Origin of the sequence: Mycolicibacterium lacusdiani, from assembly GCF_021916785.1 — a bacterium.
In the GTDB taxonomy this organism is placed as follows: Bacteria; Actinomycetota; Actinomycetes; order Mycobacteriales; family Mycobacteriaceae; genus Mycobacterium; species Mycobacterium lacusdiani.
On the sequence record NZ_JAKCFC010000004.1, the window covers coordinates 439,465 to 464,470 of the forward strand.

27 protein-coding genes are annotated in these 25,006 nt (G+C 68.2%); 15 read left to right on the plus strand and 12 right to left on the minus strand.

Annotated features, from left to right (window positions below; translation table 11 throughout):
• Positions 1-5 precede the first annotated feature (5 nt).
• Positions 6-1,010 carry a 1-aminocyclopropane-1-carboxylate deaminase gene (locus tag LOK44_RS15750; RefSeq protein ID WP_237570981.1) on the minus strand — a complete coding sequence of 335 codons (1,005 nt, stop codon included), beginning with the start codon at positions 1,008-1,010 and terminating at the stop codon, positions 6-8.
• A 134-nt stretch (positions 1,011-1,144) separates the two neighbouring features.
• Here LOK44_RS15750 and LOK44_RS15755 point away from each other — a divergent pair, with 134 nt between their 5' ends.
• The 4 genes from LOK44_RS15755 to LOK44_RS15770 are packed head-to-tail and all read left to right on the plus strand — an operon-like array spanning position 1,145 to position 5,460.
• Positions 1,145-1,972 (plus strand): alpha/beta fold hydrolase, encoded by an 828-nt coding sequence (locus LOK44_RS15755; protein WP_237570982.1) that lies wholly within the window; start codon positions 1,145-1,147, stop codon positions 1,970-1,972.
• 55 nt (positions 1,973-2,027) lie between these two features.
• On the plus strand, positions 2,028-3,566 hold the full coding sequence (locus LOK44_RS15760; RefSeq protein WP_237570983.1) for a GMC family oxidoreductase: 1,539 nt from the start codon (positions 2,028-2,030) through the stop codon (positions 3,564-3,566).
• Positions 3,567-3,589: 23 nt separating this feature from the next.
• The gene (locus tag LOK44_RS15765; RefSeq protein WP_237570984.1) at positions 3,590-3,793 is read left to right on the plus strand and encodes a zinc-ribbon domain-containing protein; all 204 of its coding nucleotides are present in this window, start codon (positions 3,590-3,592) and stop codon (positions 3,791-3,793) included.
• Between the two features lie 2 nt (positions 3,794-3,795).
• A complete protein-coding gene (locus tag LOK44_RS15770; protein WP_237570985.1) occupies positions 3,796-5,460 on the plus strand; it encodes an ABC-F family ATP-binding cassette domain-containing protein in 1,665 nt (554 codons plus the stop codon).
• Here LOK44_RS15770 and LOK44_RS15775 read toward each other — a convergent pair.
• Together LOK44_RS15775 and LOK44_RS15780 are read right to left on the minus strand one after the other, a co-directional pair.
• Entirely contained in the window at positions 5,457-6,809 is a 1,353-nt protein-coding gene (locus tag LOK44_RS15775; protein WP_237570986.1) for a glycosyltransferase family 39 protein, read from the minus strand. The two genes, LOK44_RS15770 and LOK44_RS15775, sit on opposite strands and share 4 nt — an antisense overlap.
• A gap of 164 nt (positions 6,810-6,973) precedes the next feature.
• Positions 6,974-7,819, minus strand: a complete 846-nt coding sequence (locus tag LOK44_RS15780; RefSeq protein ID WP_237571195.1) for a glycoside hydrolase family 16 protein — start codon at positions 7,817-7,819, stop codon at positions 6,974-6,976.
• Positions 7,820-8,246: 427 nt separating this feature from the next.
• Between LOK44_RS15780 and LOK44_RS15785 the strand changes: the two genes are divergently transcribed.
• Positions 8,247-8,594: a DUF732 domain-containing protein gene (locus LOK44_RS15785; RefSeq protein WP_237570987.1), complete on the plus strand. Its 348-nt coding sequence runs from the start codon at positions 8,247-8,249 to the stop codon at positions 8,592-8,594.
• Positions 8,595-8,881: 287 nt separating this feature from the next.
• Here LOK44_RS15785 and LOK44_RS15790 read toward each other — a convergent pair whose 3' ends face one another.
• Positions 8,882-9,391: a hypothetical protein gene (locus LOK44_RS15790; protein ID WP_237570988.1), complete on the minus strand. Its 510-nt coding sequence runs from the start codon at positions 9,389-9,391 to the stop codon at positions 8,882-8,884.
• Positions 9,392-9,427: 36 nt separating this feature from the next.
• Positions 9,428-10,003 carry a TetR/AcrR family transcriptional regulator gene (locus LOK44_RS15795; RefSeq protein WP_237570989.1) on the minus strand — a complete coding sequence of 192 codons (576 nt, stop codon included), beginning with the start codon at positions 10,001-10,003 and terminating at the stop codon, positions 9,428-9,430.
• Between the two features lie 84 nt (positions 10,004-10,087).
• Between LOK44_RS15795 and LOK44_RS15800 the strand changes: the two genes are divergently transcribed.
• The gene (locus LOK44_RS15800) at positions 10,088-10,987 is read left to right on the plus strand and encodes an SDR family oxidoreductase (RefSeq protein WP_237570990.1); all 900 of its coding nucleotides are present in this window, start codon (positions 10,088-10,090) and stop codon (positions 10,985-10,987) included.
• On the opposite strand, the gene LOK44_RS15805 is transcribed toward LOK44_RS15800, so the two are convergent.
• Both LOK44_RS15805 and LOK44_RS15810 read right to left on the minus strand, forming a co-directional pair.
• Positions 10,981-11,448 (minus strand): pyridoxamine 5'-phosphate oxidase family protein, encoded by a 468-nt coding sequence (locus LOK44_RS15805; RefSeq protein WP_237571196.1) that lies wholly within the window; start codon positions 11,446-11,448, stop codon positions 10,981-10,983. The two genes, LOK44_RS15800 and LOK44_RS15805, sit on opposite strands and share 7 nt — an antisense overlap.
• Positions 11,449-11,453: 5 nt before the next feature.
• A complete protein-coding gene (locus LOK44_RS15810) occupies positions 11,454-12,302 on the minus strand; it encodes an NAD(P)H-binding protein (protein ID WP_237570991.1) in 849 nt (282 codons plus the stop codon).
• 82 nt (positions 12,303-12,384) lie between these two features.
• On the opposite strand from LOK44_RS15810, the gene LOK44_RS29770 reads away from it, so the two are divergent.
• Genes LOK44_RS29770 through LOK44_RS15830 form a run of 3 tightly spaced genes read left to right on the plus strand, consistent with a single transcriptional unit; the run spans position 12,385 to position 16,003 of the window.
• Entirely contained in the window at positions 12,385-13,383 is a 999-nt protein-coding gene (locus tag LOK44_RS29770; RefSeq protein WP_308192753.1) for an AraC family transcriptional regulator, read from the plus strand.
• A gap of 59 nt (positions 13,384-13,442) precedes the next feature.
• Positions 13,443-14,891, plus strand: coding sequence for an amino acid permease (locus LOK44_RS15825; protein ID WP_237570992.1), 1,449 nt, complete (start codon positions 13,443-13,445; stop codon positions 14,889-14,891).
• 38 nt (positions 14,892-14,929) lie between these two features.
• Entirely contained in the window at positions 14,930-16,003 is a 1,074-nt protein-coding gene (locus tag LOK44_RS15830) for a hypothetical protein (RefSeq protein ID WP_237570993.1), read from the plus strand.
• Positions 16,004-16,007: 4 nt separating this feature from the next.
• On the opposite strand, the gene LOK44_RS15835 is transcribed toward LOK44_RS15830, so the two are convergent.
• Together LOK44_RS15835 and LOK44_RS15840 are read right to left on the minus strand one after the other, a co-directional pair.
• Positions 16,008-16,643 (minus strand): pyridoxamine 5'-phosphate oxidase family protein, encoded by a 636-nt coding sequence (locus LOK44_RS15835; RefSeq protein WP_237570994.1) that lies wholly within the window; start codon positions 16,641-16,643, stop codon positions 16,008-16,010.
• A gap of 5 nt (positions 16,644-16,648) precedes the next feature.
• Positions 16,649-17,515 carry an alpha/beta fold hydrolase gene (locus LOK44_RS15840; protein WP_237570995.1) on the minus strand — a complete coding sequence of 289 codons (867 nt, stop codon included), beginning with the start codon at positions 17,513-17,515 and terminating at the stop codon, positions 16,649-16,651.
• A 142-nt stretch (positions 17,516-17,657) separates the two neighbouring features.
• Between LOK44_RS15840 and LOK44_RS15850 the strand changes: the two genes are divergently transcribed.
• From LOK44_RS15850 to LOK44_RS29775, 3 genes are all read left to right on the plus strand, one after another.
• Positions 17,658-18,596: a LysR family transcriptional regulator gene (locus LOK44_RS15850; protein WP_308192754.1), complete on the plus strand. Its 939-nt coding sequence runs from the start codon at positions 17,658-17,660 to the stop codon at positions 18,594-18,596.
• 61 nt (positions 18,597-18,657) lie between these two features.
• Entirely contained in the window at positions 18,658-20,061 is a 1,404-nt protein-coding gene (eat, locus tag LOK44_RS15855) for an ethanolamine permease (RefSeq protein WP_237570996.1), read from the plus strand.
• 101 nt (positions 20,062-20,162) lie between these two features.
• Positions 20,163-20,288 carry a hypothetical protein gene (locus LOK44_RS29775; protein WP_283817824.1) on the plus strand — a complete coding sequence of 42 codons (126 nt, stop codon included), beginning with the start codon at positions 20,163-20,165 and terminating at the stop codon, positions 20,286-20,288.
• A gap of 5 nt (positions 20,289-20,293) precedes the next feature.
• On the opposite strand, the gene LOK44_RS15860 is transcribed toward LOK44_RS29775, so the two are convergent.
• Complete coding sequence (locus LOK44_RS15860; protein ID WP_237570997.1) at positions 20,294-21,184, minus strand: ATP-grasp fold amidoligase family protein; 891 nt, start codon at positions 21,182-21,184, stop codon at positions 20,294-20,296.
• A 158-nt stretch (positions 21,185-21,342) separates the two neighbouring features.
• On the opposite strand from LOK44_RS15860, the gene LOK44_RS15865 reads away from it, so the two are divergent.
• Positions 21,343-21,579 carry a hypothetical protein gene (locus LOK44_RS15865; RefSeq protein WP_237570998.1) on the plus strand — a complete coding sequence of 79 codons (237 nt, stop codon included), beginning with the start codon at positions 21,343-21,345 and terminating at the stop codon, positions 21,577-21,579.
• Here the strand turns inward: LOK44_RS15865 and map are convergent.
• The gene (gene map, locus LOK44_RS15870; RefSeq protein ID WP_237570999.1) at positions 21,548-22,342 is read right to left on the minus strand and encodes a type I methionyl aminopeptidase; all 795 of its coding nucleotides are present in this window, start codon (positions 22,340-22,342) and stop codon (positions 21,548-21,550) included. The genes LOK44_RS15865 and map overlap by 32 nt on opposite strands.
• 81 nt (positions 22,343-22,423) lie before the next feature.
• On the opposite strand from map, the gene LOK44_RS15875 reads away from it, so the two are divergent.
• Complete coding sequence (locus tag LOK44_RS15875) at positions 22,424-22,690, plus strand: helix-turn-helix domain-containing protein (RefSeq protein ID WP_237571000.1); 267 nt, start codon at positions 22,424-22,426, stop codon at positions 22,688-22,690.
• A 270-nt stretch (positions 22,691-22,960) separates the two neighbouring features.
• Positions 22,961-24,436, plus strand: a complete 1,476-nt coding sequence (locus tag LOK44_RS15880) for an amidase (RefSeq protein WP_237571001.1) — start codon at positions 22,961-22,963, stop codon at positions 24,434-24,436.
• On the opposite strand, the gene LOK44_RS15885 is transcribed toward LOK44_RS15880, so the two are convergent.
• Entirely contained in the window at positions 24,433-24,948 is a 516-nt protein-coding gene (locus LOK44_RS15885; protein ID WP_237571002.1) for a DUF6328 family protein, read from the minus strand. The two genes, LOK44_RS15880 and LOK44_RS15885, sit on opposite strands and share 4 nt — an antisense overlap.
• Positions 24,949-25,006 lie beyond the last annotated feature (58 nt).

Sequence of the window (25,006 nt, forward strand, 5' to 3'; positions counted from 1 at the left end):
ACCCCTCAGAAGACTCCGCTGTAGGCGTTGAGGGCCGGTTGACCACCCAGGTGGGCGAACAGGACCTTGGAGTCGGCATCGATCTCACCCGAGCCGACGAGATCGATGAGGGCTGCCATCGACTTGCCCTCGTAGACCGGATCGAGGATGACGCCCTCCAGGCTGGCGGTCAGCCTGATGGCGTCGATGGTGGAAGCGACTGGCACGCCGTAACGTTCGCCGGCCCAGCCCTCGAGCACGGTGATCTCGTCGTCGCGCAGGTCGCGACCCAGGCCGATGAGTTCGGCGGTGCTGCGAGCGATGCGTTCGACCTGAGTGCGCGTGGCGTCGAGCTCGGCGGAGGCGTCTATGCCGATGACGCGGCGGGGTCTGCGCTGACCGGCGAAGCCGGCGATCATGCCCGCGTGGGTGGATCCTGTCACGCTGCACACCACGATCGTGTCGAAGAACGTCCCGAGTTCCTCTTCCTGCTGCTGCACTTCATACGCCCAATTCGCGAAGCCGAGACCGCCCAGTCGGTGATCGGAGGCGCCGGCCGGAATGGCGTACGGCGTCCCGCCTGCGCGCTCGACGTCCTCGATCGCCTCGTGCCAGCTGTCCTTGAACTCGATGCCGAACCCGGATGGATTGAGCCGGACGTCAGCGCCCATGATCCGGGATAGGAGGATGTTGCCGACCTTGTCCGCGACCGGGTCGGGCCAGTCCACCCACTTCTCCTGCACCAAGACCGCCTTCATCCCGAGCTTGGCGGCGACTGCGGCCACCTGTCGAGTGTGGTTGGACTGCACGCCGCCGATGGAGACCAACGTGTCCGCGCCCTGGGCCAGCGCGTCCGGTACGAGGTACTCCAGTTTACGAGTCTTGTTGCCACCGAACGCCAGTCCCGAATTGACGTCTTCGCGCTTGGCCCATATCTCGGCGCCACCGAGGTGCTGACCCAAGCGGAGCAGTGGATGGACCGGGCTGGGTCCGAACGTGAGTGGATGACGCTCGAAATCGTGGATGGTCATGCGCACGTGCTCCTTGCTGCCGCTGGGTTCGTAGCCGCGGTCAGCATACCGCGCATACCCGAAATTAATATCCAATATATTGCGTTGTGCACGCTGAGCCAGCCAGGAAGGCGGGCCGAACTGGAGAGGGACCAATGTTCAAGTCTGTTCTGACCGCACTGACCACGGGCACCACGGTGGCGCTGCTGGCCACCGCATGCAGCAGCGGCGACCCAGCGAGTGCTACGCCCGCACGGCCCGCACCCGCGGCCAAGCCCACGGTGGTGTTGGTCCACGGGGCATTCACCGACTCGTCCAGCTGGAATGGCGTGGTCGCGAACCTCGAGGCCGACGGTTACCCGGTGGTCGCCGCCGCCAACCCGCTGCGCGGACTGCGCAGCGACGCCGACTACGTCCGCAGCGTGCTCGACAGCGTCGGGGGTCCGGTCGTGGTTGCCGGCCATTCGTACGGCGGTTCGGTGATGAGCGAAGCGGCCGACGGAAGGCCAAACGTCAAGGCACTGGTGTACGTCGCCAGTTTCCTTCTGGACCATGGGGAGACGACCTCGGATCTCGCCGCCAAGTTCCCTGGTGCCCAGCTCGGCCCCGCCCTCGAGACCGTCCCGTTCCCGCAGCCGAACGGTGGCAGTGGGAACGATCTCTACGTCAAGCAGGAGGAGTTTCAAAGGGTGTTCGCTGCCGACGTGCCCGCGGACGTCGCCGATCTGATGGCGGCGACGCAGCGACCCATCACCGAAGCTGCGCTCAACGAGCCGGCCACGCGGGCCGCATGGAAGACCATCCCGTCGTGGAACCTCGTCACCACGCAGGATCTCGCCATTCCCGCTGAGTCGATGCGCTTCATGGGTGAGCGGGCGCGGTCCAAGACCGTCGAGGTCGAGGCGTCACACGCCGTCACCGTCTCCCAGCCCGGCGCCGTCGCCGACCTGATCGACGAAGCCGCCCGCTCGACCGCCGGCTGAGCACCGGCACGCCACCAGACACACCCCGACACGATACGAAGAACGGTGAAAGACGATGTCAAACAATGAATCCAGACACTACGACTACGTGGTGATCGGCGCCGGATCGGCGGGCTGCGTGCTCGCCGCGCGCCTCTCCGAAGACCCCACGGTTCAGGTTCTGCTGCTCGAATCCGGCCCGGCCGACACCCTGGCGGAGATCACGGCACCACCTGCGTGGCCGTCGCTGTGGGGCACCGAAGTCGATTACTCCTACTCGACCGTCCCGCAGCACGGCACGAGCGGCCTCGCCCACGACTGGCCACGCGGTCACACACTGGGTGGAAGCAGCAGCATCAACGCGATGGTGCATCTGCGCGGGCACCCGAGCGACTTCGACGGATGGGCCAAGTCGGGTTGTTCCGGCTGGGATTACGACGCCGTGCTGCCTTACTTCCGTCGCATGGAGACAGTCGTGGGAGGGGATCCGCGCTACCGCGGTACCGATGGGCCGATGCGTCCCGCCCGTGCGGCAGACGCGGACGCGAACCCACTGTCACAGGTCTTCGTCGACGGAGCTGCCGCAGCTGGCTTCCCGCTGACCGACGACTTCAACGGAGCCCGAGCCGAGGGCGCTGGGTGGCACGACCTCGCGATAACCGGCGGCCTCCGACAGAGCGTCGCGACCGCCTACCTGCACCCGCTCGGCCGCAGCAGGGCCAACCTGACCGTGTCGACCAACTCCCGGGCGCTGAAGCTGCGTTTCGACGGGTTCCGTTGCGTGGGAGTAGACTTCGACCGCGGCGGTGAGGTCGTGACCGCGTATGCCGACACCGAGGTGGTGCTCAGCGCAGGTGCGGTCGACTCACCGCGGTTGCTGCTGCTGTCCGGCATCGGGCCGGCTGCCGAACTCGAAGCGGTCGGTGTCGACGTGGTGCACGACCTGCCCGGAGTGGGCCGCAACCTGCACGACCATGCGCTGTGCGGGGTGGTCTACGAAGCGGCGCAACCGATCCCGGCGGGTCGGACGAATCACGCCGAGACGTCGATGCTGTGGCGCAGCGACGACTCGCTCCCAGGTCCCGACATGCAGCTGATGTTCATTCACGTGCCGTTCCACCCCGCCAATCTGTCCGCCCCCGCGAACAGCTTCACGTTGGCGGTGGCGATCGTGCCCGACGCGCGTGGCTCGATCCGGCTCGCCGGACCGGATCCGTCGACCGCACCTCTGATCGACCCGAACTACCTGGGTACCGAATCCGACGTGCTGCGGATGATGCACGGGGTGGACGTCGCGCGTCGGATCGCGGGCACCGCGCCGTTCGCGCCGTGGCGTGCTCGCGAGGTGCTCCCCGGGCCGGACGTGGTCGACGAAGCCGGGTTGCGGTCGTTCGTCGCACGCGGCACCAGCACGTACTACCACCCGGTGGGAAGCTGCGCGATGGGCACGGGCACCGACGCCGTGGTCGACCCGGAACTGCGGGTACGCGGACTGTCCGGCCTCCGGGTGGCCGACGCGTCGATCATGCCCAAGATCCCGCCGGTCAACACCAACGCCGCGGTGATCATGATCGGCGAGAAGGCCGCCGACCTGATCCGCCGGCAGGCGGGCTGACGGAACGCCCCTACCCTGGAGCCATGTTGCTCTTCTTCGGCTACGGCACCAAGCAGAAGCACCTTGGCTCCGGGGAGGTGCGGACCTGCCCGCGCTGTCACAACACCACGCAGTGGGCGCGGATGCAGGAGTTCAAGCAGTTCTCGCTGTTCTTCGTCCCGGTGGCGCGGTGGAAGCGCCGCACCTTCGAGGTGTGCGGCATCTGCGGTGCCGCCGTGGTCGGCTAACCATGACCGCAACGCTCGTCGCGAAGAACCTGGCAGGGGGATTCGCCCATCGCACCCTCTTCGAGGGTCTCGACGTGACCGTCGCGCCGGGTGACGTGGTCGGGGTGGTCGGCGCCAACGGGGCAGGCAAGAGCACACTGCTGCGGATCCTGGCCGGGGACCTGGAACCGCTCGACGGCGTGGTGAGCCTTGCGCCGGCCGACGCCTTCGTCGGGTGGCTCCCGCAGGAACACGAACGCGTGCCGGGCGAGACCGTCGCGGCGTACGTCGCCCGCCGCACCGGCTGCGCCGATGCCACCGACGCCATGGAGGCAGCCGCGGCGGCGCTGTCGGAACCAGACCGATCGCCCCCGGGCGTCGATCCCGCCGTCGTCTACTCCGCGGCGCTGGACCACTGGCTCGCAACCGGCGCCGCCGACCTCGACGAGCGGCTGCCGGCGGTACTGGCGGACCTGGGGCTCGATTCGACGTCGGTACGACCGGAGTCGACGCTCATGACCGCACTGTCGGGTGGGCAGGCGGCCAGGGTCGGACTCGCGGCCCTGGTGACGTCGCGTTTCGACGTCGTGCTGCTCGACGAGCCGACCAACGATCTCGACCTCGACGGGCTCGCCCGGCTAGAGCAGTTCGTCCGCGAACTCCGCGGTGGCGTCGTACTGGTGAGCCATGATCGAGAGTTCCTCGCTCGCAGCGTGACTCACGTCCTCGAGCTGGACCTGGCGCAGAACACGACCACGGTCTTCGGCGGTGGCTACGAGAGCTATCTCGAAGAGCGCGAGGTGGGTCGCAGGCACAAGCGCGAGCAGTACGAGGAATTCGCCGACAAGAAGGCCGACCTCGTCGCACGCGCACGTACGCAACGGGAGTGGTCGAGCCAAGGCGTCCGCAACGCAATGCGCAAGGCTCCCGACAACGACAAGAACCGGCGACGCGCGGCCACCGAGTCCAGTGAGAAGCAGGCGCAGAAGGTACGCCAGATGGAGAGCCGGATCGCCCGCCTCGAGGAAGTGGCCGAACCCCGCAAGGAGTGGACGCTGGAGTTGACCATCGGAGCTGCGCCCCGATCCAGTTCCGTCGTCGCGACACTCGACGATGCCGTCGTGCGGCAGGGCGACTTCGTCCTCGGGCCGGTGTCACTCCAGGTCGATGCCGGCGAGCGGATCGGCATCACCGGACCCAACGGGGCCGGGAAGTCGACGCTGCTGCGCCTCCTCCTCGGCCGCCGCGAGCCCGACGAGGGTCGTGCGAGTCTGGGCGCCAACGTGGCGATCGGCGAGATCGACCAGGCGCGAGCCGATTTCACGGGATCCGATCGACTCGTCGACCGGTTCGAGGAGCGCGTGCCGTCATGGACGACCGCCGACGTCCGGACCCTGCTCGCGAAGTTCGGCCTGCGCGCGGACCACGTCGAACGCACCGTCGACGAACTGTCACCCGGCGAACGGACCCGCGCCGGTCTGGCGCTGCTGCAAGCACGTGGCACCAACGTGCTGGTCCTCGACGAGCCGACGAACCATCTCGACCTGCCCGCGATCGAGCAACTCGAACAAGCGCTGGACTCCTACGACGGCGCGCTGCTGCTGGTCACCCACGATCGGCGGATGCTCGAGAACGTGCGACTGGACCGGACCTGGGTCGTCGACGGCGGGCGCGTCACCGAGGCCTAGCGCGTCGCCTTCAGTACCTGCGCCAAGCTGTACTGCCACCGCTCGGTGAGCCGGAACCCCATGTCGTGAGTCACCGCGAACGTCCGGGTCCCGCCGAACAGCGGCCCTGGCGGAATGGCTACGCCTGCTTCGTCCTTCGGCGCGGCGGGGTCGGCTTGGGTGATCACCCACACGGTGCCGCAGTGCTGAAGCGGTCCCACGGACGCCTCGGGGATCAGGTTGGTGTCGAAGACCCCGTGCAGATCCGTCGCACGTTGCCACAGGCTGACGTCGATCAGCGCGGCGTAGGCATCGGGGCGCGCGGCCAGCAGCGGCCGCATCGGCGCGGGGTGGAAGGTGACGGTGTCGTCGACCAGGAGGCAGTCACCCGCCCTGGCTTCCGCACCGATGAGGTCGGCCACCTGGCTGTAGTCCATGTCGTACTTGGCGTACGGACCACGCTGCAGCTCGGCCCAACCGTGCACGGACACGACGCCGAAAACCGCGACGACGGCGGCCACTAGCCATGCCGAGCGGGCCACGGCGACCACGGACACGCCGAGCAGCAGTGCCATCGCCGGAGCGGTGAAGGAAAGATAGCGCGGCGTGTAGAGCGGCTCCGCAACGGCCGACCACCCGACGATCACCGCGGTGGGGATAGCCAGCCACGTCAGCGCCAGGACCACCACCTCGCGGTCACCGGTCTCCAGTCGCCGGGATGTCCATCGCCAAGTCGCCGCGGCTGCGACCACGAACAGCGCGGCGAGCGCGGCGAAATAGGGATTGCGATCGAAGTATTGTTGCACCGCAACGTCTTCGAGCGTGCTCCGTCCGATCGACGTGATCCATCTGATCTGGTGCGCCTGGCCTGCGACCACGGCGACGAACGGCGCTGCGGCCCCGGCCACCAGTGCCGACACGACGCCGAAGGGCACCGCGACGGATCGCGTCCGTCGGAATGCCAGCACGAACACGGCATGTACGGGGATCAGGAGGACGAGGTAGACGTCGAGCAGGATCGACAGCGCCAGCAGCGTGCCGTATGCAGCCCACGGCCAGGGGGTACCACGCCGCGCCGCCCAGACCAGCGTGACGGCGAGCCACACAGCGAACAGCATCGACAACGCGTAGGGCCGCGCCTCGATGCCCGCCCACGTCGCTCGCGGCAGGATGGCGCAGATGATCCCGGCGGTCAGCCCCACCTGACGCGACGACAGTTGCCTGCCCAGCACCGCCACTCCCGCGGCGGCGCCGCCGACGGCGAGGCCGCTGGGCACACGCGACCAGAACTCGGTGGCCGGAAACACCTGGAGCCACCCGTGCATCGACAGGTAGTAGAGGCCGTGAACGGCGTCGACGTCGCCGAGCATCTGCCACAGCTGCGCGACCGACCGGCTGTAGGCCGCGGAGATCGTCGCTGCCTCGTCGTACCAGAACGACGGCCGTCCGGCCCCGATGAGACTGATGGCGGCACCGAACAGCCCAACGACCAGCGGATCCAGCGCTGGACGGGGTCGAAGGCGCGCCCGCGTCTCTACCAGACGCGGATCCAGTCGACGAGCATCACCGACGGGTACGGCGCGCGGGCGGGGTCACCGCCACCGGTTCCACCCACCGCGACGTTCAGCACGGCCTGCATCCAGTAACCCGGGATGCCGAACGGCCAGCGCAGGTCGCTGGGATTGCCATGGACCGGGATGGGGTTGGGCGGCACCGTGAAGTAGGGCTCTGCCCCGTCGACGTAGTCGCGCCAGAAGCTGAAGCCGTCGGTACCCCAGTGGACTCGCCAGGTGTGCCAACCGGGGTCCACCAACTCGGGAATGGACTTGCCCTCCCACGTCTTGCCGTTCGACGCGGCGTGCACGGTGGTGCCGGGAGCCCACTTCTCGTTGCCGTAGTACTCGACGATGTCGACCTCACCGTCGGGCAGCGGGTCCTGGTTCACCAGCCAGTAGGCGGGCCACAGGCCGGGGAACATGTCGAATCGCAGGCGTGCTTCCCAGGTGGTGTTGATCTGTCCGCGGAACTGGCTGAGCACCTTGCCGCTGAAGTACTGATCGCCTTCCTTCGTCGCGCACAGCACGAGGTTGGAATTGCCGTCGATGAACACGTTGCGGCGATCGTCGCGGTAGTGGCCCGCCAGTGGCGGATTCACCCCGTCGTCCCAGTTCTGCACCAGCCACTTGGATGGATCGGGGCCTGATCCGGCGGGCCCGTCGAATTCGTCCTGGAAGAGGTAGGACACTCCGGCGGCGGCGTCGGGCGGCGGCGCCATGGGAGGAGCAGGCCGCAGCGGCGTTGCGCCCGCCAGCGGTACCGGGAGCGCGGCGCCCAGCGCGGCGGCTCCGGTCATCATCATCATCAGGCTGCGGCGGTCCATTTGTGGCACCCAAGCACCATAAGGGGTGTGGCAAATGATCAGTAGAGCTTTCATCGCTCCACGTGCTCCACGTGCTCCGCGTGTTCGCTGAATGTCGTCGGTCTCGGCCGTCCGTGACCCGCTGGGCAGCGCTGTCCTTCGACGATGGTCGAGGCATACACGCAGGACACGCGGTTGTCGGCGTGCCGTCGGTCTGATCGGTCGAGACGGCGGTCACGACCCGGACTTGGGTTCGGCAGCTCGACATTGGCAAACCCTTGACCGGTACCGGCCATTTGGCGCAGTGGGTCGGCCGGCACCACCTCTGGGAGGGGACTGGCCGACGAGATTCGGCGGTACGCCATCGGCCGCGTTAGCATGCGTGCAGTGCGACGAGTGGTGATTCGTCGCAAAGTCGTTGCTAGCTAACGCAATCGGGGGTAATCGGATGTTCGATCGTCAGCGCCAGCGCCGTGGCGGCGCGGTAGCCAGCCACCCGTCCGTCGTGGCTGGAACGGCATGCGTGGTTGGCGCGTTCGCGGCAGGCCAGATAGGCCTCTTCGCGCTGGCCGCCCCGGCTTCCGCCGACACGCAAGCCTTCCTGCACGGCCTCGAGGAACGCTACAGCTTCATGACCGCAGACGAATTGCTGGCAGCCGGACATCGCGCGTGCGCGATCATCGACGCCGGCAACCCCGCGGCTACGGCGAGTGGAATGCTGGATCGTGAGTTCGGGATCGGCGAGACCGTGGCGATCGAGATCGTCAGCAACGCGACCAAGTACCTCGGCTGCTGACGTAGTCGGCTACCGCCAGCTCGCGGCGGCCACCCGAAAGTAGCTGCGTCAGTGGTCCTGTGATGCGTTGTCATCCACGACACGTTTGACTGCGAAAACAAGCTGGTGTGACGCCGGTCACCGGCGTACGCTCGCTGCTACGACGGGTTCGGGAGTGACGATTCCAAAGAACCGGCAGGGGCTGAAAGTCGGTCGCGCGACACTGAAAAGACGCGCCCCTTGTCCTCCCGAACCCGCCCAAAACCGCTGAGCCATATCATCGACGCTGCGTGGAACCCGCCGCCTGCCTACCGGGGCTTGGCCGGGTTCTTCGCCGCGGTGATGGCCGACGCGACGGCCGAGAAGCATTCGGCGGCAGCGGGTTCGGTGCCGAGTCCGACGTAGAAGCTGCCGGGCGAATCGCCGGCCAGGCCGGAGATCGTGAAGCCACCGGTCTCGCCGGCCACCGTGCCCAGCCGGGCGTCGAGGCCAGTACCGGACACGACGGAGGCCTGCGTCAGCGGCAGCGACAGCACCGACGTCCCGCGCTTGGCCCCGTCGATCACGACGAGGAGGTGGGTCGGGTGGAGCACGACGACGGTATCGTGCTCGGCGTCGGGATCCGACGGATTCGCTTTGCGCCGCAGCAGTTTCCCCAATCCCGAGCCCGACGGCAGGTTCTCGCTGTGCGTCACCCAGGCCTGCACGTCGTTCAGGATGAGCTGGCGGGAGTCGGCGTGGGCCGTGAGCTTCTCGCGGACGTGGGCGGCGAGGTCGCCGATCGTCGCCGGGCGGGTGTGACGCGCGTACATCGGCATGCACGCAGTATCCACCCGGATTGCCGAGATGCGCGCCTAGGGCTCGAGCTGGCGGGCCACGTCGCCGACCCGGCGCACGACGTCTGTCGCCACGTCCTCGAACGACCGGTGCTCATCGGCTCTGATCCATCGGGCGAACGCAATGCCGAAGGCCGTGACGCTGAGTTGCGCCACCACGTCCGCCGTCAGGTCGTCGACGCCACGTGCCGTCAGGGCGTCCAAGAGGGAGCGTCCGAGGCGAACGAGCTTGTGTGCCTCGCGTTCCCGAAGTGCAGGATTGTCGTCGATCACGGACTGGCGCATGCGTGAGTACGGCCTGCGATCGTCGGGGAAGAAGGCCGACGCCGAACGTAGCGCGCTCCGACCGAGTTCGATCGGGGACGCGTCCTCCGGTGCCTGGGCGACGCCGGCCACGAACGCGTCGGTCAACGACTGCTGGCCGTGGAACAGCACTTCGCGCTTGTCGCTGAAGTGGCGGAAGAAGGTCCGTTCGGTGAGGCCCACGGCCTGGGCGATCTCAGCGGCGGTCGTCTGCTCGTAGCCGCGGGCGGCGAACAACTCCAGAGCGGCGTGCTGCAGCCGATCCGGAGTCCCGGGCACCCATCGCACCATGTCCAGAAGTGTAGTGACGGCAGTGACTGACTTCGGGGTGTACGGTCACGTCAGTAACTGACATCGCAATCGAAGGGACACGTCATGCACGTCTTCGTGACCGGAGCATCCGGTTGGATCGGTCGCGCAGTGGTCGACGACCTGCTGGCTTCGGGCCACACCATTACCGGGTTGGCCCGCTCAGATGACTCCGCCGCGGCTCTCGAAGCCAAGGGGGTCCGCGTCCGTCGGGGGGACCTCGACGACCTCGACGGCATACGGGCAGGTGCCGACGCGGCCGACGCCACGATTCACCTTGCCAACAAGCACGACTGGGCGAACATGGCGGCGTCGAACGCCGCCGAGCGGGGCGCGGTCGCGGCCATCGGCGACGCACTCGCCGGTACCGACCGGCCGTTGCTCCTCGCGTCCGGTCTCGCCGGCCTGAAGGATGGCGACCTCGCGACTGAGGACGACGCCTCCCCGTTCCACGGCCCCGACGCACCGCGCGGCGGCACGGAGAACCTGGCACTCGGCTTCGCAGGACGGGGAGTCCGGTCCGTGGCCGTGCGCTTCTCGCCGACCACGCACGGCACCGGCGACCACGGCTTCGTGGCGGCCCTGTGTGGGATCGCCCGCCAGCGAGGTGTATCCGGCTATCCCGGCGAGGGAGCCAACCGGTGGCCTGCCGTCCACGTCGCCGACGCCGCCCGCATGGTCGTACTCGGCCTCGAGAAGGCACCGGCCGGTGCCCGCCTGCACGCCGTCGCCGAGGAGGGGGTCCCCACCCGGGCGATCGCCGAGGCCATCGGCCGGGCGTTCGACCTGCCCGTCGCGAGCGTGCCGACCGACCGCGTCGGGGAGCACTTCGGGTGGATCGGCGGCTTCTTCAGTAGCGGCATGGCGGCGAGTAGCGCTGCGACGCAACGGCTTCTGGGATGGGCGCCGACCGGCCCGACGCTGATCGACGACATCGACGGCGGCGCGTACCGGACGGGTCAGTAGACGTAGCGACTCACCGCGTCCGGGTGGATGACCAGCCGCACCTGCTCCTCTGCGAGGATCGCGGCGAGGTCGTCGGCCCGGACCGGGTCGTCGAGATCCCAGTAGCGCGCGGCCAGGCGGGTGGCCAGGTCGTGCCCGCCGTCGGGTTCCACGGTGACGCGTCCGGCCACCGACACCCAGCGCTCACGCTCACCCACCGGTGCCGCGACGACGAGCGACGCGCGCGGGTCCCGACGCGCTCGTCGTACCTTGAGAGTGTCCGGGCCGGTGAACAACTGGACCGTGCCGTCATCGGTGGCCTCGAACCACACCGGTCGCGGTTGTGGGGGCGTCGGCCCGGCCGCCATGGTGAGGAGTCCGTGTAGGGGGCGGCGGAGGAACTCGAGGTCAGCCGGGGCGAGCGAAGCGACGGGGGATTGGTCCGGGGCGAGCGAAGCGACGGGGGATTGGCCCCGGGTCAACGCGCTCACCGGTCCCACGCTCCAATCGCTGCGGTCCGTAACACGTAGTCCTCGAACGTCCGGGGGGCGCGACCGAGCACGGCCTCGACGCCGTCCGTCGTCCCCGAGATCACGCCGCGCTCCATCAGGACGTACATGTCGGCGAGGTGGTGGGCGTCGTCCTCGCCCACGCCGTCGTCGACCAGTGCTGCGGCGTACTCAGTGGGGGAGACCTGCTTGTAGGTGATGGGCCGTCCGGTCGCGCGGGCGATGACGTCGACCGCTTCTGCGAAGGTGATGGATCGTGGACCGGACAGCTCGTGGACGCGTCCCCCGTGGTCGCCAGGGCTGGTCAGCACGGCGACGGCCACGTCGGCCACGTCCTCGACGTCGATGAACGGCTCGGGGACCTCTCCTGCGGGAAGGGCCAGCTCGCCTGCCACTACCGGCGCGTGGAAAAGTTCCTCGCTGAAGTTCTGGTCGAAGTTGTTGGGACGCACGATCGTCCACTCCAGTGACGACGCGCGCACGGCGTCCTCGGCGTCCCGCATGTCGAGGCCGAACGACGAGTCGCCCCAGGTGTCGGCACCGCGCCCGGACAGCAGCACCAGCCGCTGCAACCCCGCCGCTTCTGCGCGAGCCACGAAGTCGTGCACGGGACCGGGCGTACCGGGAGGGACGACGTAGGCGGCCGCGGCATCCCGCAGGGCCGCGTCCCACGTGTGCGGATCGGACCAGTCGAACGGGGTGTCGCTCGACCGCGAGGCGGCCCTGATGGGTGTGCCACGCAGGCGCAGCCGCGCGGCTACCCGCCTTCCAGTCTTGCCGGTCGCCCCGAGGACGAGGACGGTATTGGCGTTCGTGTCAGTGCTCATGCCATCCATCTAACGCGGATGCTTTGGACGATTCCATGGGTGAAAGGCCGGATTACCTGTCCAATCGTCTAGAGTGCTGGACGTGGACGTCTTCGCCGATCTCTTCCGCGGGGTGCGGGCCCAAGGCTCGCTGTTCGGAAGTTCCACGCTGTCCCCGCCATGGGCCCTGCACTTCGTCGACGGCGCGCCACTGACGTTGTGCACGGTCGTCGGAGGCGAGGGGTGGATCGTGCCCGAGCACGCCGACCCCGAGCGGTTGCGGGCCTACGAGACGGTGGTGGTGCGCGGCCCCGGAACGTTCACCTTCGTCGACGATCTGAACACCAGGGCCGAGCCGGTGGCGTGCGGCGAGTTCTGCGCGACACCGGAGCAGGGCGGTACGCGGCATCGACTCGGCTGGACCGACCCAGGTGATGACGGCCCCGGATCGACGACGTTGATCGTCGGCGCGTACCCGGTGCGCGGTGAGATCAGCCGCCGATTGCTCGACGCCCTGCCCGTCGCGCTGCGCGTGGAAGCCGGGGGCACGGGCGACCCCGTGCTCGACCACCTCGCGGCCGAAGTCGCCGTCGATGCGCCGGGTCAGCAACTGGTGCTGGACCGGCTACTCGACTGGATGCTGGTGTGCACCTTGCGCGAATGGTTCGACCGGCCCGGTGGTGAACCGCCTGCGTGGTGGTCCGCGCAACGCGACCCGGTGGCCGGCGACGCGCTGCGACTGCTGCACGCAGATCCCGCAGCGCCGTGGACCGTCTCGTCGCTGGCCGACCGGATCGGGGTGTCACGGTCGACGCTGGCCAAGCGCTTCGCCGAGCTGGTCGGCGAACCACCGCTGACCTACCTCACCCGGTGGCGCATGACGTTGGCGGCGGACCTGTTGATCGAGCGGCGCACGGCCACCGTGGCCGAGGTCGCCGCCGCCGTCGGCTACTCCGACCCCTTCGGATTCAGCGCGGCGTTCAAGCGCATCCGAGGCGTCAATCCGAGCGATTTCCGCCGCGCCGCCACCGCCGGATCCCAGCCCCCAGAACGGTTCACGCGATCTCGCGGAAACGATCGACGGGCAGGCACGCGGGACTAGAGTCAGCCGGGTCATTTGGGCCGACATGGCGCGGCGCGCAGCGGGGAGGTCACGCGAACATGAGCATCCTGAATTCCTCTGCGACGGGCATCTTCCGTCGCAAGCCCGTGGACGAGATTCAGCGGGAAGACCCCGAAGAGGCCGGGCTGCAGCGCGTCCTGGGACTGTGGCAGCTCACCGCGCTCGGCATCGGCGGAATCATCGGCGCAGGCATCTTCTCCCTCGCCGGGGCGGTGGCCAAGGAAGCCGCTGGGCCGGGAGTTCTGTTGTCCTTTCTGGTGGCAGGAATCGCGAGCGCGTGTGCGGCCCTGTGCTACGCCGAGTTCGCCGGCATGATCCCGAAGGCGGGCTCCGCCTATACCTACGGCTACGCCGTCCTCGGTGAGGGCGTCGGCTGGTTCATCGGCTGGGACCTCCTGCTGGAGTACACCGCGATCGTCGCCGTCGTCGGCATCGGAATCTCGGGTTATTTCGGGTTCCTCGTCGAGCAGGTCGGCCTCGGCCTGCCGGAGTGGATGCTCGGCGCACCGGGGAGCGACCCCGAGCAGCCCGGCCGGGTCGTCGACCTGTTCGCCGTCGTGCTGTGTCTGCTCATCGCGTTCGTGCTCACCCGCGGCGTGCGCAACGCGGCCCGGATCGAGAGCGTGTTGGTGTGGCTGAAGGTGGGACTCGTCGTCCTCATCATCGGTCTCGGCGTGTTCTACGTGAACACCGACAACTTCACGCCGTTCCTGCCGTTCGGTTGGTCGGGAGTCTTCGCCGGTGCGTCCATCGTCTTCTTCGCCGTCTTCGGCTACGACGCGATGAGTTCGGCCGCAGAGGAATCCGCAGAGGCCCGTCGGGTGCTGCCCAAGGCCATCCTGATCTCGCTGGCGATCTCGATGGTGCTCTACGTGCTGGCGTGCCTGGTGCTGACCGGAATGATCAAGTACACCGAGGTCGACCCGGAATCCGCCTTCGCCCAGGCGTTCCAGGACGTCGGCCTGCCAGGAATCGCGACGCTGATCTCGGTCGGAGCCATCCTCGGCATCGCCACCGTCATGTTCACCTTCATGTTCGCCGTGACCCGGATCTGGTTCTCGATGGCCCGTGACGGGTTGCTGCCCAAGTGGTTCGCCGCCGTCGACGAGAAACACCGGGTGCCGGTGCGGGTCACCTGGATCGTCGGCATCGGATCGGCCGTCATAGCAGGCTTCACGCCGATCGCCGAGGCCGCCGAGCTGACCAACATCGGGATCCTGCTCGCCTTCGCCGTCGTGTGCAGTGCCGTCATGGTGCTGCGCTACCGATCCCCCGACATCGAGCGCGGCTTCAGGACACCTGGCATGCCGATCATCCCGCTGATCGGAGTCGGTTCCTCGATCTGGCTCACCACGTACCTCACCTCGACCACGTGGATCCGGTTCGGTGTCTGGCTGGTGATCGGCCTCGCGGTCTACGCGCTGTACGGCTACCGCCACTCGCTCCTCCACCCCGGTAGCACGCGGGTCACGCGCGAAGGGGTCTAGGAAGAGGCGCCCTTCGCCGTGGCGGCTACCATTCGGCGATGACGCCCAGCCTCACGACGGTGGACCTCGCCCACGAGGGCGACGAGGCGTCCGACCTGGTCCACGTGGACAACGAGGCACTCCTCGACGCGCATGGTTGGGATTTCGGCTTCTGGACGGTTCTCGACGAAGGGCCGGTCGAGGACTGCGTCGCAGTGCTGGGACACGCCCGCGGGGCGGCGCCGGACGCAGGCTGGGAGATCCACCCGCTGCATCTGCTGGCCGGCGATGAGCGCGGGCGAACGGAGGACGCCGAGGCCGTCGCGCGGCACGAGGGCTGGGTATACGTCATCGGCTCGCACTACGGGTCCAAGGCGGGGCCGCTGCAGGCCAAGCGTGCCTTCGTCGCCCGCTTCGACGAGCAGTCGATCGATCGTGCAGTACCCGAGACCGAGATGCCGATCGACGTCCGCCGCAACCAGTTTCGCCTACACCGGTTGATCAACGATGCGCTCGACGCCTCACACGTCGTTGCGATCACACCGGGGGACACGGTGCGCACCCGCTTCATCGCGCAGACGATCGAACGCGGCGTACAGCGCAGCAAGGGGTGGGTCGAACGCCTGACCGAGCGAGACGTGCCGGTCAACATCGAGGGCGCTGCCTTCCGCCCGAACGGCAACCTGCTTCTCGCACTGCGCTTTCCGACCACCGCCGAGGGTGAGCCAGTCCTGATCGAACTGTCCGGCGTGCCGGGCATGTTCGAGGCGGACGGCGTCATGCCCACCGTCGAGCACGTGTGGGAGATCGCAGGCGTCTCACCACCCGGCGTGCTGGTGGGCTTCCGCGCCCTGTCCCACTCGGGCGGCGACGTCTACGACGCGGTCATCGGCTCGATCGACGCCACCGACAAGGGCTCGGTACTGCTCGAAGACCACCCCGAAGGGGCCGAACCGAACTGCTCGCACTGGCGGTTCAGCCTGCCCGCCGACGGGCCTGCCGTTGGGGGCGTACGAGCCGAACTGGTCCAGGACTTCCCGGACCTGCGCAACGTCGAGGGCCTCGCCGTGGAGGACGGACGGACCTTCTACGTCACCGACGAGGATCACCGCATTCAGGTCCGGTTCGGCTGAGCGCTCACGTCGAACTGCGAAGTTCCTCCCGCAGGCGCGCGTTCTCGGCCTGTAGGGTGGCCAACTGCTCCCGCATCGGGGCCAGAATCGGCTCCAGTTCGACTGCGGTGAACCGGCGCGTGATGTGCTGTGGGCAGTTCCAGTCGTATGCCTCGACGTGCACGATGACCGCGCGCTCGGGGACCGCCTCGTAGGCCGAGTCAGCCAGTGATGCAACCAGATCGGGATCGTCCTCGACGGTGACCACCCGGACGCGCCCGAAGATCTTGAGCCGGCGCTGGTGGACGTAGTCGACGGCGATGATGGCGATGCGGTCGTCGCCGGAGACATTGCCGGTGGTGATGTACTGCAGATTCCCGCGGAAGTCGGCCCACGCGATGGTGTGGTCGTCGAGGACTCGCACGAAACCGGCCGGACCGCCCCGGTACTGCACGTACGGCCAGCCCGTCTCGCCGACGCTGGCCACGTAGAAGTCGACCCGTTCACCGAGGTAGTCCTTCTCGGCCTCGGTGAGTGGGTCGGTGCCCGGCGTCGCCCGCCCGATCACGCGCTTGCGGTCGTAGAACGCTCGGCTCCCGTGGTCTTCCTGCACGGCGCGCACGCCATCGGTGAACGCCGTCGATGCGTAGTGCTTGCTCACCTTGGTCAGAGCCTGCCCAGGAAGTCGCGGATGTAGCCGGTGATCTCGGCGCCGTGGGTCTCGAGGGCGAAGTGACCCGCGTCGAGTAGATGGAACTCCCCATTCGGGAGGTCGCGCCGGAACGCCTCGGCGCCCGCAGCGCCGAAGATCTCGTCGTTCTTGCCCCAGGTGACCAGCAGCGGTGGCTGATGGGTGCGGAAGTACTCCTGAAAGGCGGGATAGCCGTCGAGGTTGAACTGGTAGTCCCAGAACAGCTGCAGTTGGATGGCGTCGTTCCCCTTGCGGTCGAGCCCGGCCTGGTCGAGCAGCCAGGTCTCGGGGGCGACGAGGTCGAGCCGCTCGGCAAGAACTCCGTGGGTGTACTGCCACTTCGTGGTCTCGGGGGTGAAGTACTCGCGCACCGAATCCTCGTTGGCGGCGCGGTCGGCGGCGTGGGCGAACAGCCGGTCCCAGAACGGCGTGAACCCCTCGGTGTAGGCGTTTCCGCTCTGGCTGATGATCGCGGTAATGCGTTCCGGCCGTCGGCTGGCGATCCGCAATCCGATGGGCGCGCCGTAGTCGTGGATGTAGATCGCGAACCGCTCGAGGCCCAGGTGTTCGATCAACTGCTCGGTGATCTCGGTCAGACGGTCGAAGCCGTAGGTGAATTGGTTGACCGACGGCATCGCCGACCGGCCGAACCCGATGTGATCCGGAGCGACGAGGTGATAGTCGTCGGCGAGTGCCGACATCAGGTTTCGGAACATGTGCGAGCTGGACGGAAAGCCATGAAGTAGAAGCAGAGTCGGCTTCGATGGATCGCCTGCCTCGCGGTAGAACACCTCCAGCCCGTCGATGGTCGCGGTGCGGTGGTGGGTGCCGAATCCTGTCATGGGTCCCCTGTCGTCGGCATGCGGTCGTCGCCGTTCAGCCTGCGTGGTCGCGGGGACCGGGACAAGCGGCAATGTCGTATGGCTGTGATCGCGGACGCCGATCAATCCGGCGCGGGCCTCGGCGCCGATCTAGGATCGGCAGGTGGAGTTCCGCCAGCTCGAGGCGTTCGTGGCCGTTGCCAACGAGCTGCACTTCGGGCGGGCTGCCGAGAAGCTGCACATCGGCCAGCCCACGCTCAGCGATCTGGTGCGGCGTCTCGAGCGTGAGGTCGGAACCCCGCTGCTCACCCGCACGACGCGTCGGGTGGCCCTGACCGAGGCCGGCGTGGAGCTGCTCGCTCGCTCGAAGCGGATCGTCGACGAGGTCGAGGGAGCCCTGGCGGCGGTTCGACGGATATCCGAGGGCGACGCTGGAACGGTGCGGCTCGGCGTGACGCCGCCCGTGGCTCCGGCGCTCGCACCACATCTGGCGGCGGCGTTCGGCCGCGAGGCGCCCGACGTCCAATTGGTCATCCGGCGGATGTGGCTGCCCGACCTGGAGCGTGCGGTCTCCGACGTCGATGGCGAGATCGACGTCGCGATCACCTGCGGGCTGGTACCCGATCCGCCAGGGATCCTCAGCGAAGTCTTCTGCGCGGAGCCACTTCTGGTGGGGCTGCGGCCCGATCACCGTCTCGCGGCCAGCGACGCCGTCGATCTGCACGACCTCGCGGGCGACACGCTCGGGCTGCACAGCGCCGCGCTGTTCCCGGCGTGGCATCTCGCCATCCGGCAGGTCCTCGACGCCGTGGGCGTGTCGCCACCGATGGTCGAACTCGCTGACACGGACCTGTCGGCGTACCGGTGGCAGGCTCAGGCCGAGGTCGAGTGGATCCTCACCACCGAGGCCATGTCGGAAAGCCACACCGCCACTGCGCTCGTCCCGGTCGCACCCCGTCGGGTGGTGCCGTACACCCTGCAGTGGTGCCCCATCCGGGCAACGACTGCCGCCGTCGGCCGCTTCGTCAATCTCGCCCTGTCCGTCGACGTGCCACCGGGTTGGGTGAGCCAGCCGGACCACCTCAGATACGAGACCACCTGAAGCGTCGGAGTGAGTCGTCGTAAACGCCTGCGGGACGATCGATTCGTTCTAGCATCGACCAATGGCGACCACGAGTAGTGAATCGAGCGACTACCTGGCCAAACGGACCCTGAAGCAGGGCAGCGCGGGATGGCTGCTGCTGGCGGGTCTGGGAGTCGGCTACGTGATCTCCGGCGACTACTCGGGGTGGAACTTCGGGCTCGCCGAAGGAGGCTTCGGCGGACTGCTGATTGCAGGCATCGTCATCGCGGGGATGTACCTCGCCATGGTGCTGGGCATGGCAGAGATGTCGTCGGCGCTTCCGGCCGCAGGTGGTGGCTACACCTTCGCGCGCCGTGCGCTCGGACCGTGGGGCGGATTCGCAACTGGGACGGCCATATTGATCGAGTACGCGATCGCCCCCGCGGCGATCGCGACCTTCATCGGCGCCTACGTGGAGTCGCTCGGACTGTTCGGCATCACCGACGGGTGGTGGGTGTACCTGGCGGTGTATCTCATCTTCATCGGCATCCACCTCGCCGGTGTCGGCGAGGCCTTGAAGGTCATGTTCGTCATCACGGCCGTCGCGCTGGCGGGCCTGGTGATCTTCGCCATCTCGGCGATCGGCAGCTTCGATGCCGCCAACCTGACCGACATCGCCCCGACCGATGCGGCAGGGGCCTCGGCGTTCCTGCCGTTCGGATACCTCGGGATCTGGGCGGCGGTGCCGTTCGCCATCTGGTTCTTCCTCGCCATCGAGGGCGTACCCCTGGCCGCCGAGGAAGCCAAGGACCCGGCGCGCAACGTACCGCGGGGCATCATCGCGGCGATGGGGGTGCTGCTGATCACGGGCACCACCGTCCTCATCCTCACCGCAGGCTCCGGTGGCGCCGAGGCCATGAGCGCATCCGGTAATCCGCTCGTCGAGGCACTGGGCGACTCGTCGATGGCCAAGGTGGTCAACTACATCGGTCTGGCCGGACTGGTCGCGAGCTTCTTCTCGATCATCTACGCCTACTCGCGGCAGCTGTTCGCACTGTCTCGCGCCGGATACCTGCCCAAGCGGCTCTCGGTGGTGAATTCGCGCAAGGCTCCGGTGCTGGCGCTGATCGTGCCCGGCATCGTCGGCTTCGTCCTCTCCCTCACCGGTCAGGGCGCGATGCTGCTCAACATGGCGGTCTTCGGTGCGGCGCTGTCCTACGTCCTCATGATGATCAGCCACATCACGCTGCGGGTGCGCGAACCCGACATGCCCCGGCCGTACCGCACCCCGGGCGGTATCGTCACCACGTCGTTCGCGCTCGTGATCGCGGCTCTGGCGGTGGTGGCGACCTTCCTCGTCGACAGCACAGCGGCAACCTGGTGCCTGGTCGTGTTCGCCCTGCTCATGGCGTACTTCGGTTTCTACAGCCGCCACCACGTCGTGGCGAACTCGCCGGACGAGGAATTCGCGGCGCTGGCGGCCGCCGAGAAGGACCTCGGCTGAGCCTCGAAGGAGAGGCGCGATATCGGCGATGAGAATGGGATTACCGTGCGCGCTGCCGGGGTACTGGACAGCCTGACCCCGAACGCACGAGGAGATCAGCGATGACGTCCCAAGAACCCACGCCCGCCGACACCAACGTCGACGAGGACGAGGTGGTCGCCACCCCCGCCACGCCCGGTGCGCAGGCACTCGGCGACGATGCGCCCGACGGGACCGAAGAGAGCTAGGCAGCTCACCGGTAGCGGCGTGGGACCGTCCACGGTCGGCCGAAGTCGGCGTTGAAGGACTCCGGGTCGAACGGGCTGTCCCCGCCTGCCGGAAAGCTCGTCAACTCTCCGAAGACGATGCGGCCGTCGACGTCATAGAGGTCCACCCGGACGAAGTCCGTATCGACGCCGAGCCTCTGTGCGACAGCGACCATCTCGTCCAGGCGCGCTGGTCGACGTGGTTCCGGACGTGCCCACGGCAGTCCGCCGGTGAGTGGGAGGTGCTGCCAGTCGGCGGTGAAGAAGTCCTGGGTACGCCGTGCGAACCGGCCGCTGTCGACCTGAACGAAGTGGCACTTCCCGTGGTAGACGAAGAACTTGTAGTCATCCGGGATGGCACCTTCGGCGCCAGCCAGCAGTTCCTCGACGATGACCTGCCGCGGCACCCGCCCGTAGACCCACTCGCGGTTCGGCCCCTGCCCGTAGAGCTGCCGCACCCAACCTGCTGCGATCGCGATGACGTCCTCACGCGGCGCGTGCTCGGGATGGACGTGGCAGTACACCCAGCTGTCGGGCTCGCTGGGTAGGCGTGCGTCGCGGTCAGCGGTCGGGGAGGCCACGATGGCTGCTCCGCTGCCGTGCGTCGGCTTCACCACGTACGAGTCCGGCAGATCGACGTCCCGCAGTGCCTCGGGGTCGGCCACGACGGCGTAGGCGCGCGGCAGGTAGTGATCGCCGACGGATGCAGCGACGTGATCGCGCACCGCAGCCTTGTCCGCGAAGGTCACGACGAGCGCGCGGCGGTCACGCAGCATCTTGTAGCGCACCTTGTCGCGGAAGGTCGAGGGCTTCCGGGTCCGCCAGAGCCGGAACGCCCGCACGAGTCGGCTGCGCTCCCGCCACCGGACGGACGTCACTGGAGTCAGGCTACGGCTGGGCGTGGGTTCGATCACATCCGGGCTAAAACCCCGCGGATCGGGCATATTGCAGCCACCAGCAAGCGTTTTGCTTGCAATAGTTAGCAGTGGATGCGTTGGCTGAGCACATGCCCACACAGCCGAGACGAGGAGGCGACATGACGATCATCGACGTCGGCGCCCACATCGGTGGGATTGCCGACGGGGTGCTGGACAGAGTGCGTCCGGCCACTGACCTGCTGGTGGACACGGCGCGAGTGAGTTCCTCGTACGTCGACCGCTTGCTGCATCCCAACGCCGCTGACTCGTCGCCGGATCAGCGCGGCCCGCGTGACCGCGTGATACCTCCGCGCAACGAAGTCGTCATCGTCCCGAGGGCACTGACCCGCTGCTGAGTGGCGTCAGGATGCGCGGGCCGGCGTCGGTGATCGCGATGGTGTGTTCGGAGTGGGCGGTCTTCGATCCGTCTGCCGAGCGCAGGGTCCAGCCGTCGGAATCCATCACCAGGCGGTCGCTGCCGCGGGCCCACCAGGGTTCGAGCGCGAGCGTCATACCGGATCGCAGGATCAATCCCCTGCCGCGCCTCCCGCGGTTGGCGACGTGTGGATCCTCGTGCATCGTGCGCCCCAGGCCGTGGCCGCCGAACTCGGCGTTGACGCGGTAGCCGGCTTCGGCGGCAACTCCCTCGATGGCAGCGGAGATGTCACCAAGGCGTCCACCGGGAACTGCCGCGGCGATGCCGGCGTCGAGGGCTCGCCGTGTCGAATCGACCAGCGCCACGTCCTCGGGGTCGGGCTGGTCGCCCACGATGACCGTGACCGCGGAATCGGCCACCCAGCCATCGATCGACACCGCGAAGTCCAGGCTCAACACGTCGCCATCGCGCAGCACGTGATCACGCGGCATGCCGTGCAGCACGGCGTCGTTCACCGATAGGCAGATGACGTTCCGGAACGGGCCGCGGCCGAAGGACGGCGCGTAATCCCAGTAGCACGACTCCGCGCCGCGGTCCTCGACGAGCTTGCGGGCATGGTGTTCGAGCTGCATGAGGTTCACCCCCGGCTGCGCCTCGGCCGACAGGGTGGCCAGCGTTTCGGCGACGAATTCGCCAGTCACCGCCATCTTGTCGATCTCGGCAGCAGTCTTGAGTTCAATCACGGAAACCTCCACGCTCGGTATTCTTATACCGCCGCGACGCTACCAGAAGACGGTATTTGAATACCGGCTATGCTTGCCCACATGGTGCGCGTCCCCCTGAGTCCCGAGCAGGTGAAGGCCGGTCAGCGACTCGGTGCTCTGATCAGGACCGCCCGGGCCGGCCGCGATCCGGACGGGATCGCTCGAGACGCAGGCATCTCACCCGAGACGCTGCGCAAGATCGAGGTCGGCAGGATGCCGAGCCCGAGTTTCGGCACGGTCATCGGCCTCTGCAATGCACTCGGTATGCCCCTGCAGGACGCGGTTGACGCATGGCGCGGCGTCGATGACCAACGGCTGGCCATCTAGCAGCTAGCCCCGTCGGCGGCCGTGATGGACTGACGCTGACCACCGGCCACATCGGCCACTACGGGCTTCGGCCCACTCGACCGGGCGATGTTCCACCTAGTGAGCGAATTGCTGCTCGATCCGGTCGCGCCGCTGTGAATTCGCTGACCAGATGGAACACCGGCTGATCGGTCGCCGCGCCTCGGCCAGTGACTGGCGTTACCGATGTGACTGGGACCGATCAGCACCCAGAGCGCCCCACCCGGGGGCCGCGACATCTACGGTCGAACCGTGAACTTCGACGAGTATCGCGCCCATGACGCCACCGGCTTGGCGAAGCTGGTCGCCGACAAGCAGGTGTCAGCCGAAGAACTGTTGACGCTGGCGCGGGAACGCGCGGCTTCGGTCAACCCGAGGATCAACGCGATCGTCCGCGACGTCCCCGCCCCGCCCACCGAGCCGCGCGAGGGCCCGTTCGCAGGCGTTCCATTCCTGATCAAGGACCTCGCGCAGGACTACGCGGGGCTGCCGACGTCGCGCGGGTCACGCGCATTCAAGAACACGCCGGCCGCCGAGCACGCGACGATCGTGGCGCGTTGGCTCGGCGCGGGACTGGTGATCTTCGGCAAGACGAACACGCCGGAGTTCGGCGCGAAGGGCATCACCGAGCCCGACGCGTGGGGACCGGCGCGCAACCCTTGGGACCTGCAGCGGACTCCGGGCGGATCGTCTGGAGGCTCAGCCGCGGCGGTGGCAGCCGGGATCGTCCCGTGCGCCGGCGCGAACGACGGCGGTGGGTCGATCCGCATTCCCGCGGCGTGCTGCGGTCTGGTCGGGCTCAAGCCCGGACGTGGGCTGACCCCGATGGGACCGGAAACGGGCGAGTCCATGCACGGCGCGGCCGTACAGGGCGTCGTGTCCCGTTCGGTGCGCGACACGGCCGCGATGCTCGACGTCATCGCAGGCGGGGAACCGGGCGGCCCCTACTCGCCCGCGATGCCAGGGGCGTCGTTCGCGTCCAACGTCGGCGAGGACCCCGGCCCGCTGCGGATCGGCGTGCGGGTCCCCTCGGCGATCAACCCCTCCCCGCATCCCGAGGCGATCGCCGCCGTCGAAGCCACCGTGCGGACGCTCACCGACCTCGGCCACCACGTGGACGAGTTGCCGCAGGCCCCGTTCGACGACGCCGCGCTCGCGCGGGACTTCCTGCTGACCTGGTTCGTGTACACGGCCTGGGAACTCGCCGAGGCCAAGCGCCTGACCGGCGCCGGCGACGAATCCTTCGAACGGGACACCCTGATCCTGGCCGCACTGGGCCGCGCGACCAGCAGCGTGGACTACGTCGACGCCGTCGAGCGACGCCACGAGCACACCCGCAGACTCACCACCTACTTCGAGTCCTACGACCTGCTGCTCACGCCGACCCTGGCGACGCCGCCACCGAGGATCGCGGAGTTCGACCTGCCCGCCGCGCTGCAACGCGCATCGGACGTGCTGATCAAGACGCGTACCGCAAGCCTGCTGCGGCACACGAAGATCGTCGACGACATGGTGGACAAGAACCTCAACTGGGTGCCGTACACGCAGCTGGCGAATCTGACTGGGCGACCGGCGATTTCGCTACCGCTGCACTGGACGGCGGACGGTCTGCCGCTCGGCGTGCAGTTCGTCGCGCCGCTCGCCGGGGAGTCGACGCTCATCCGGCTGGCTGCTCAGCTGGAGCAGGCGATGCCGTGGGCCGACCGACTGGCGCCGGTCGCCGGCTAGCGCAGGACGTCCGCGCGGGTTCCCCGCCGCGCCACCAGCGGCAGCGCCACCCAGAGCGCAACCCAGGTCGTCGCCGTGGCCGCGCCGGCTGCCACGCCCGCGCCCCGACCCGCGATCACGTCGAAGACCATGGTGGCGACACCCGAGACGGCTGCGCCGAGCAGGAGCAGCCCGACCATCGTCACGCGGTGCGACACCGCAACCAGCTTGCACAGCATGTGCCGCCGGAATGTCATGCGGTGCAACGCTACCGGCGTCGTCAGTAGGACGGTGGCCGCGATGGAGCAGCAAACGGTGGCGAGATAGAGCAGGCGCAGCTCGTGGTCGAGCGCGGTGAAGCGTTGTTGGAACGGCAGCGTCAGCAGGAACCCGGTGAGCAGTTGCACGCCGGTGAGCACGACGCGCAGTTCCTGCAGCAGCGTTGCCCAGTTGCGGTCGAGGCGCTGAGTGCGCGTCTCGTCCCGCTCATCTCGGTTCCATGCATCGCAGGAAACCATTGCCGCCGTGCTCATCGGATCGACGTGCCCGCCACAGAACAGCCCAAACGTGCGAGGTTCGCCAGCGATCCGC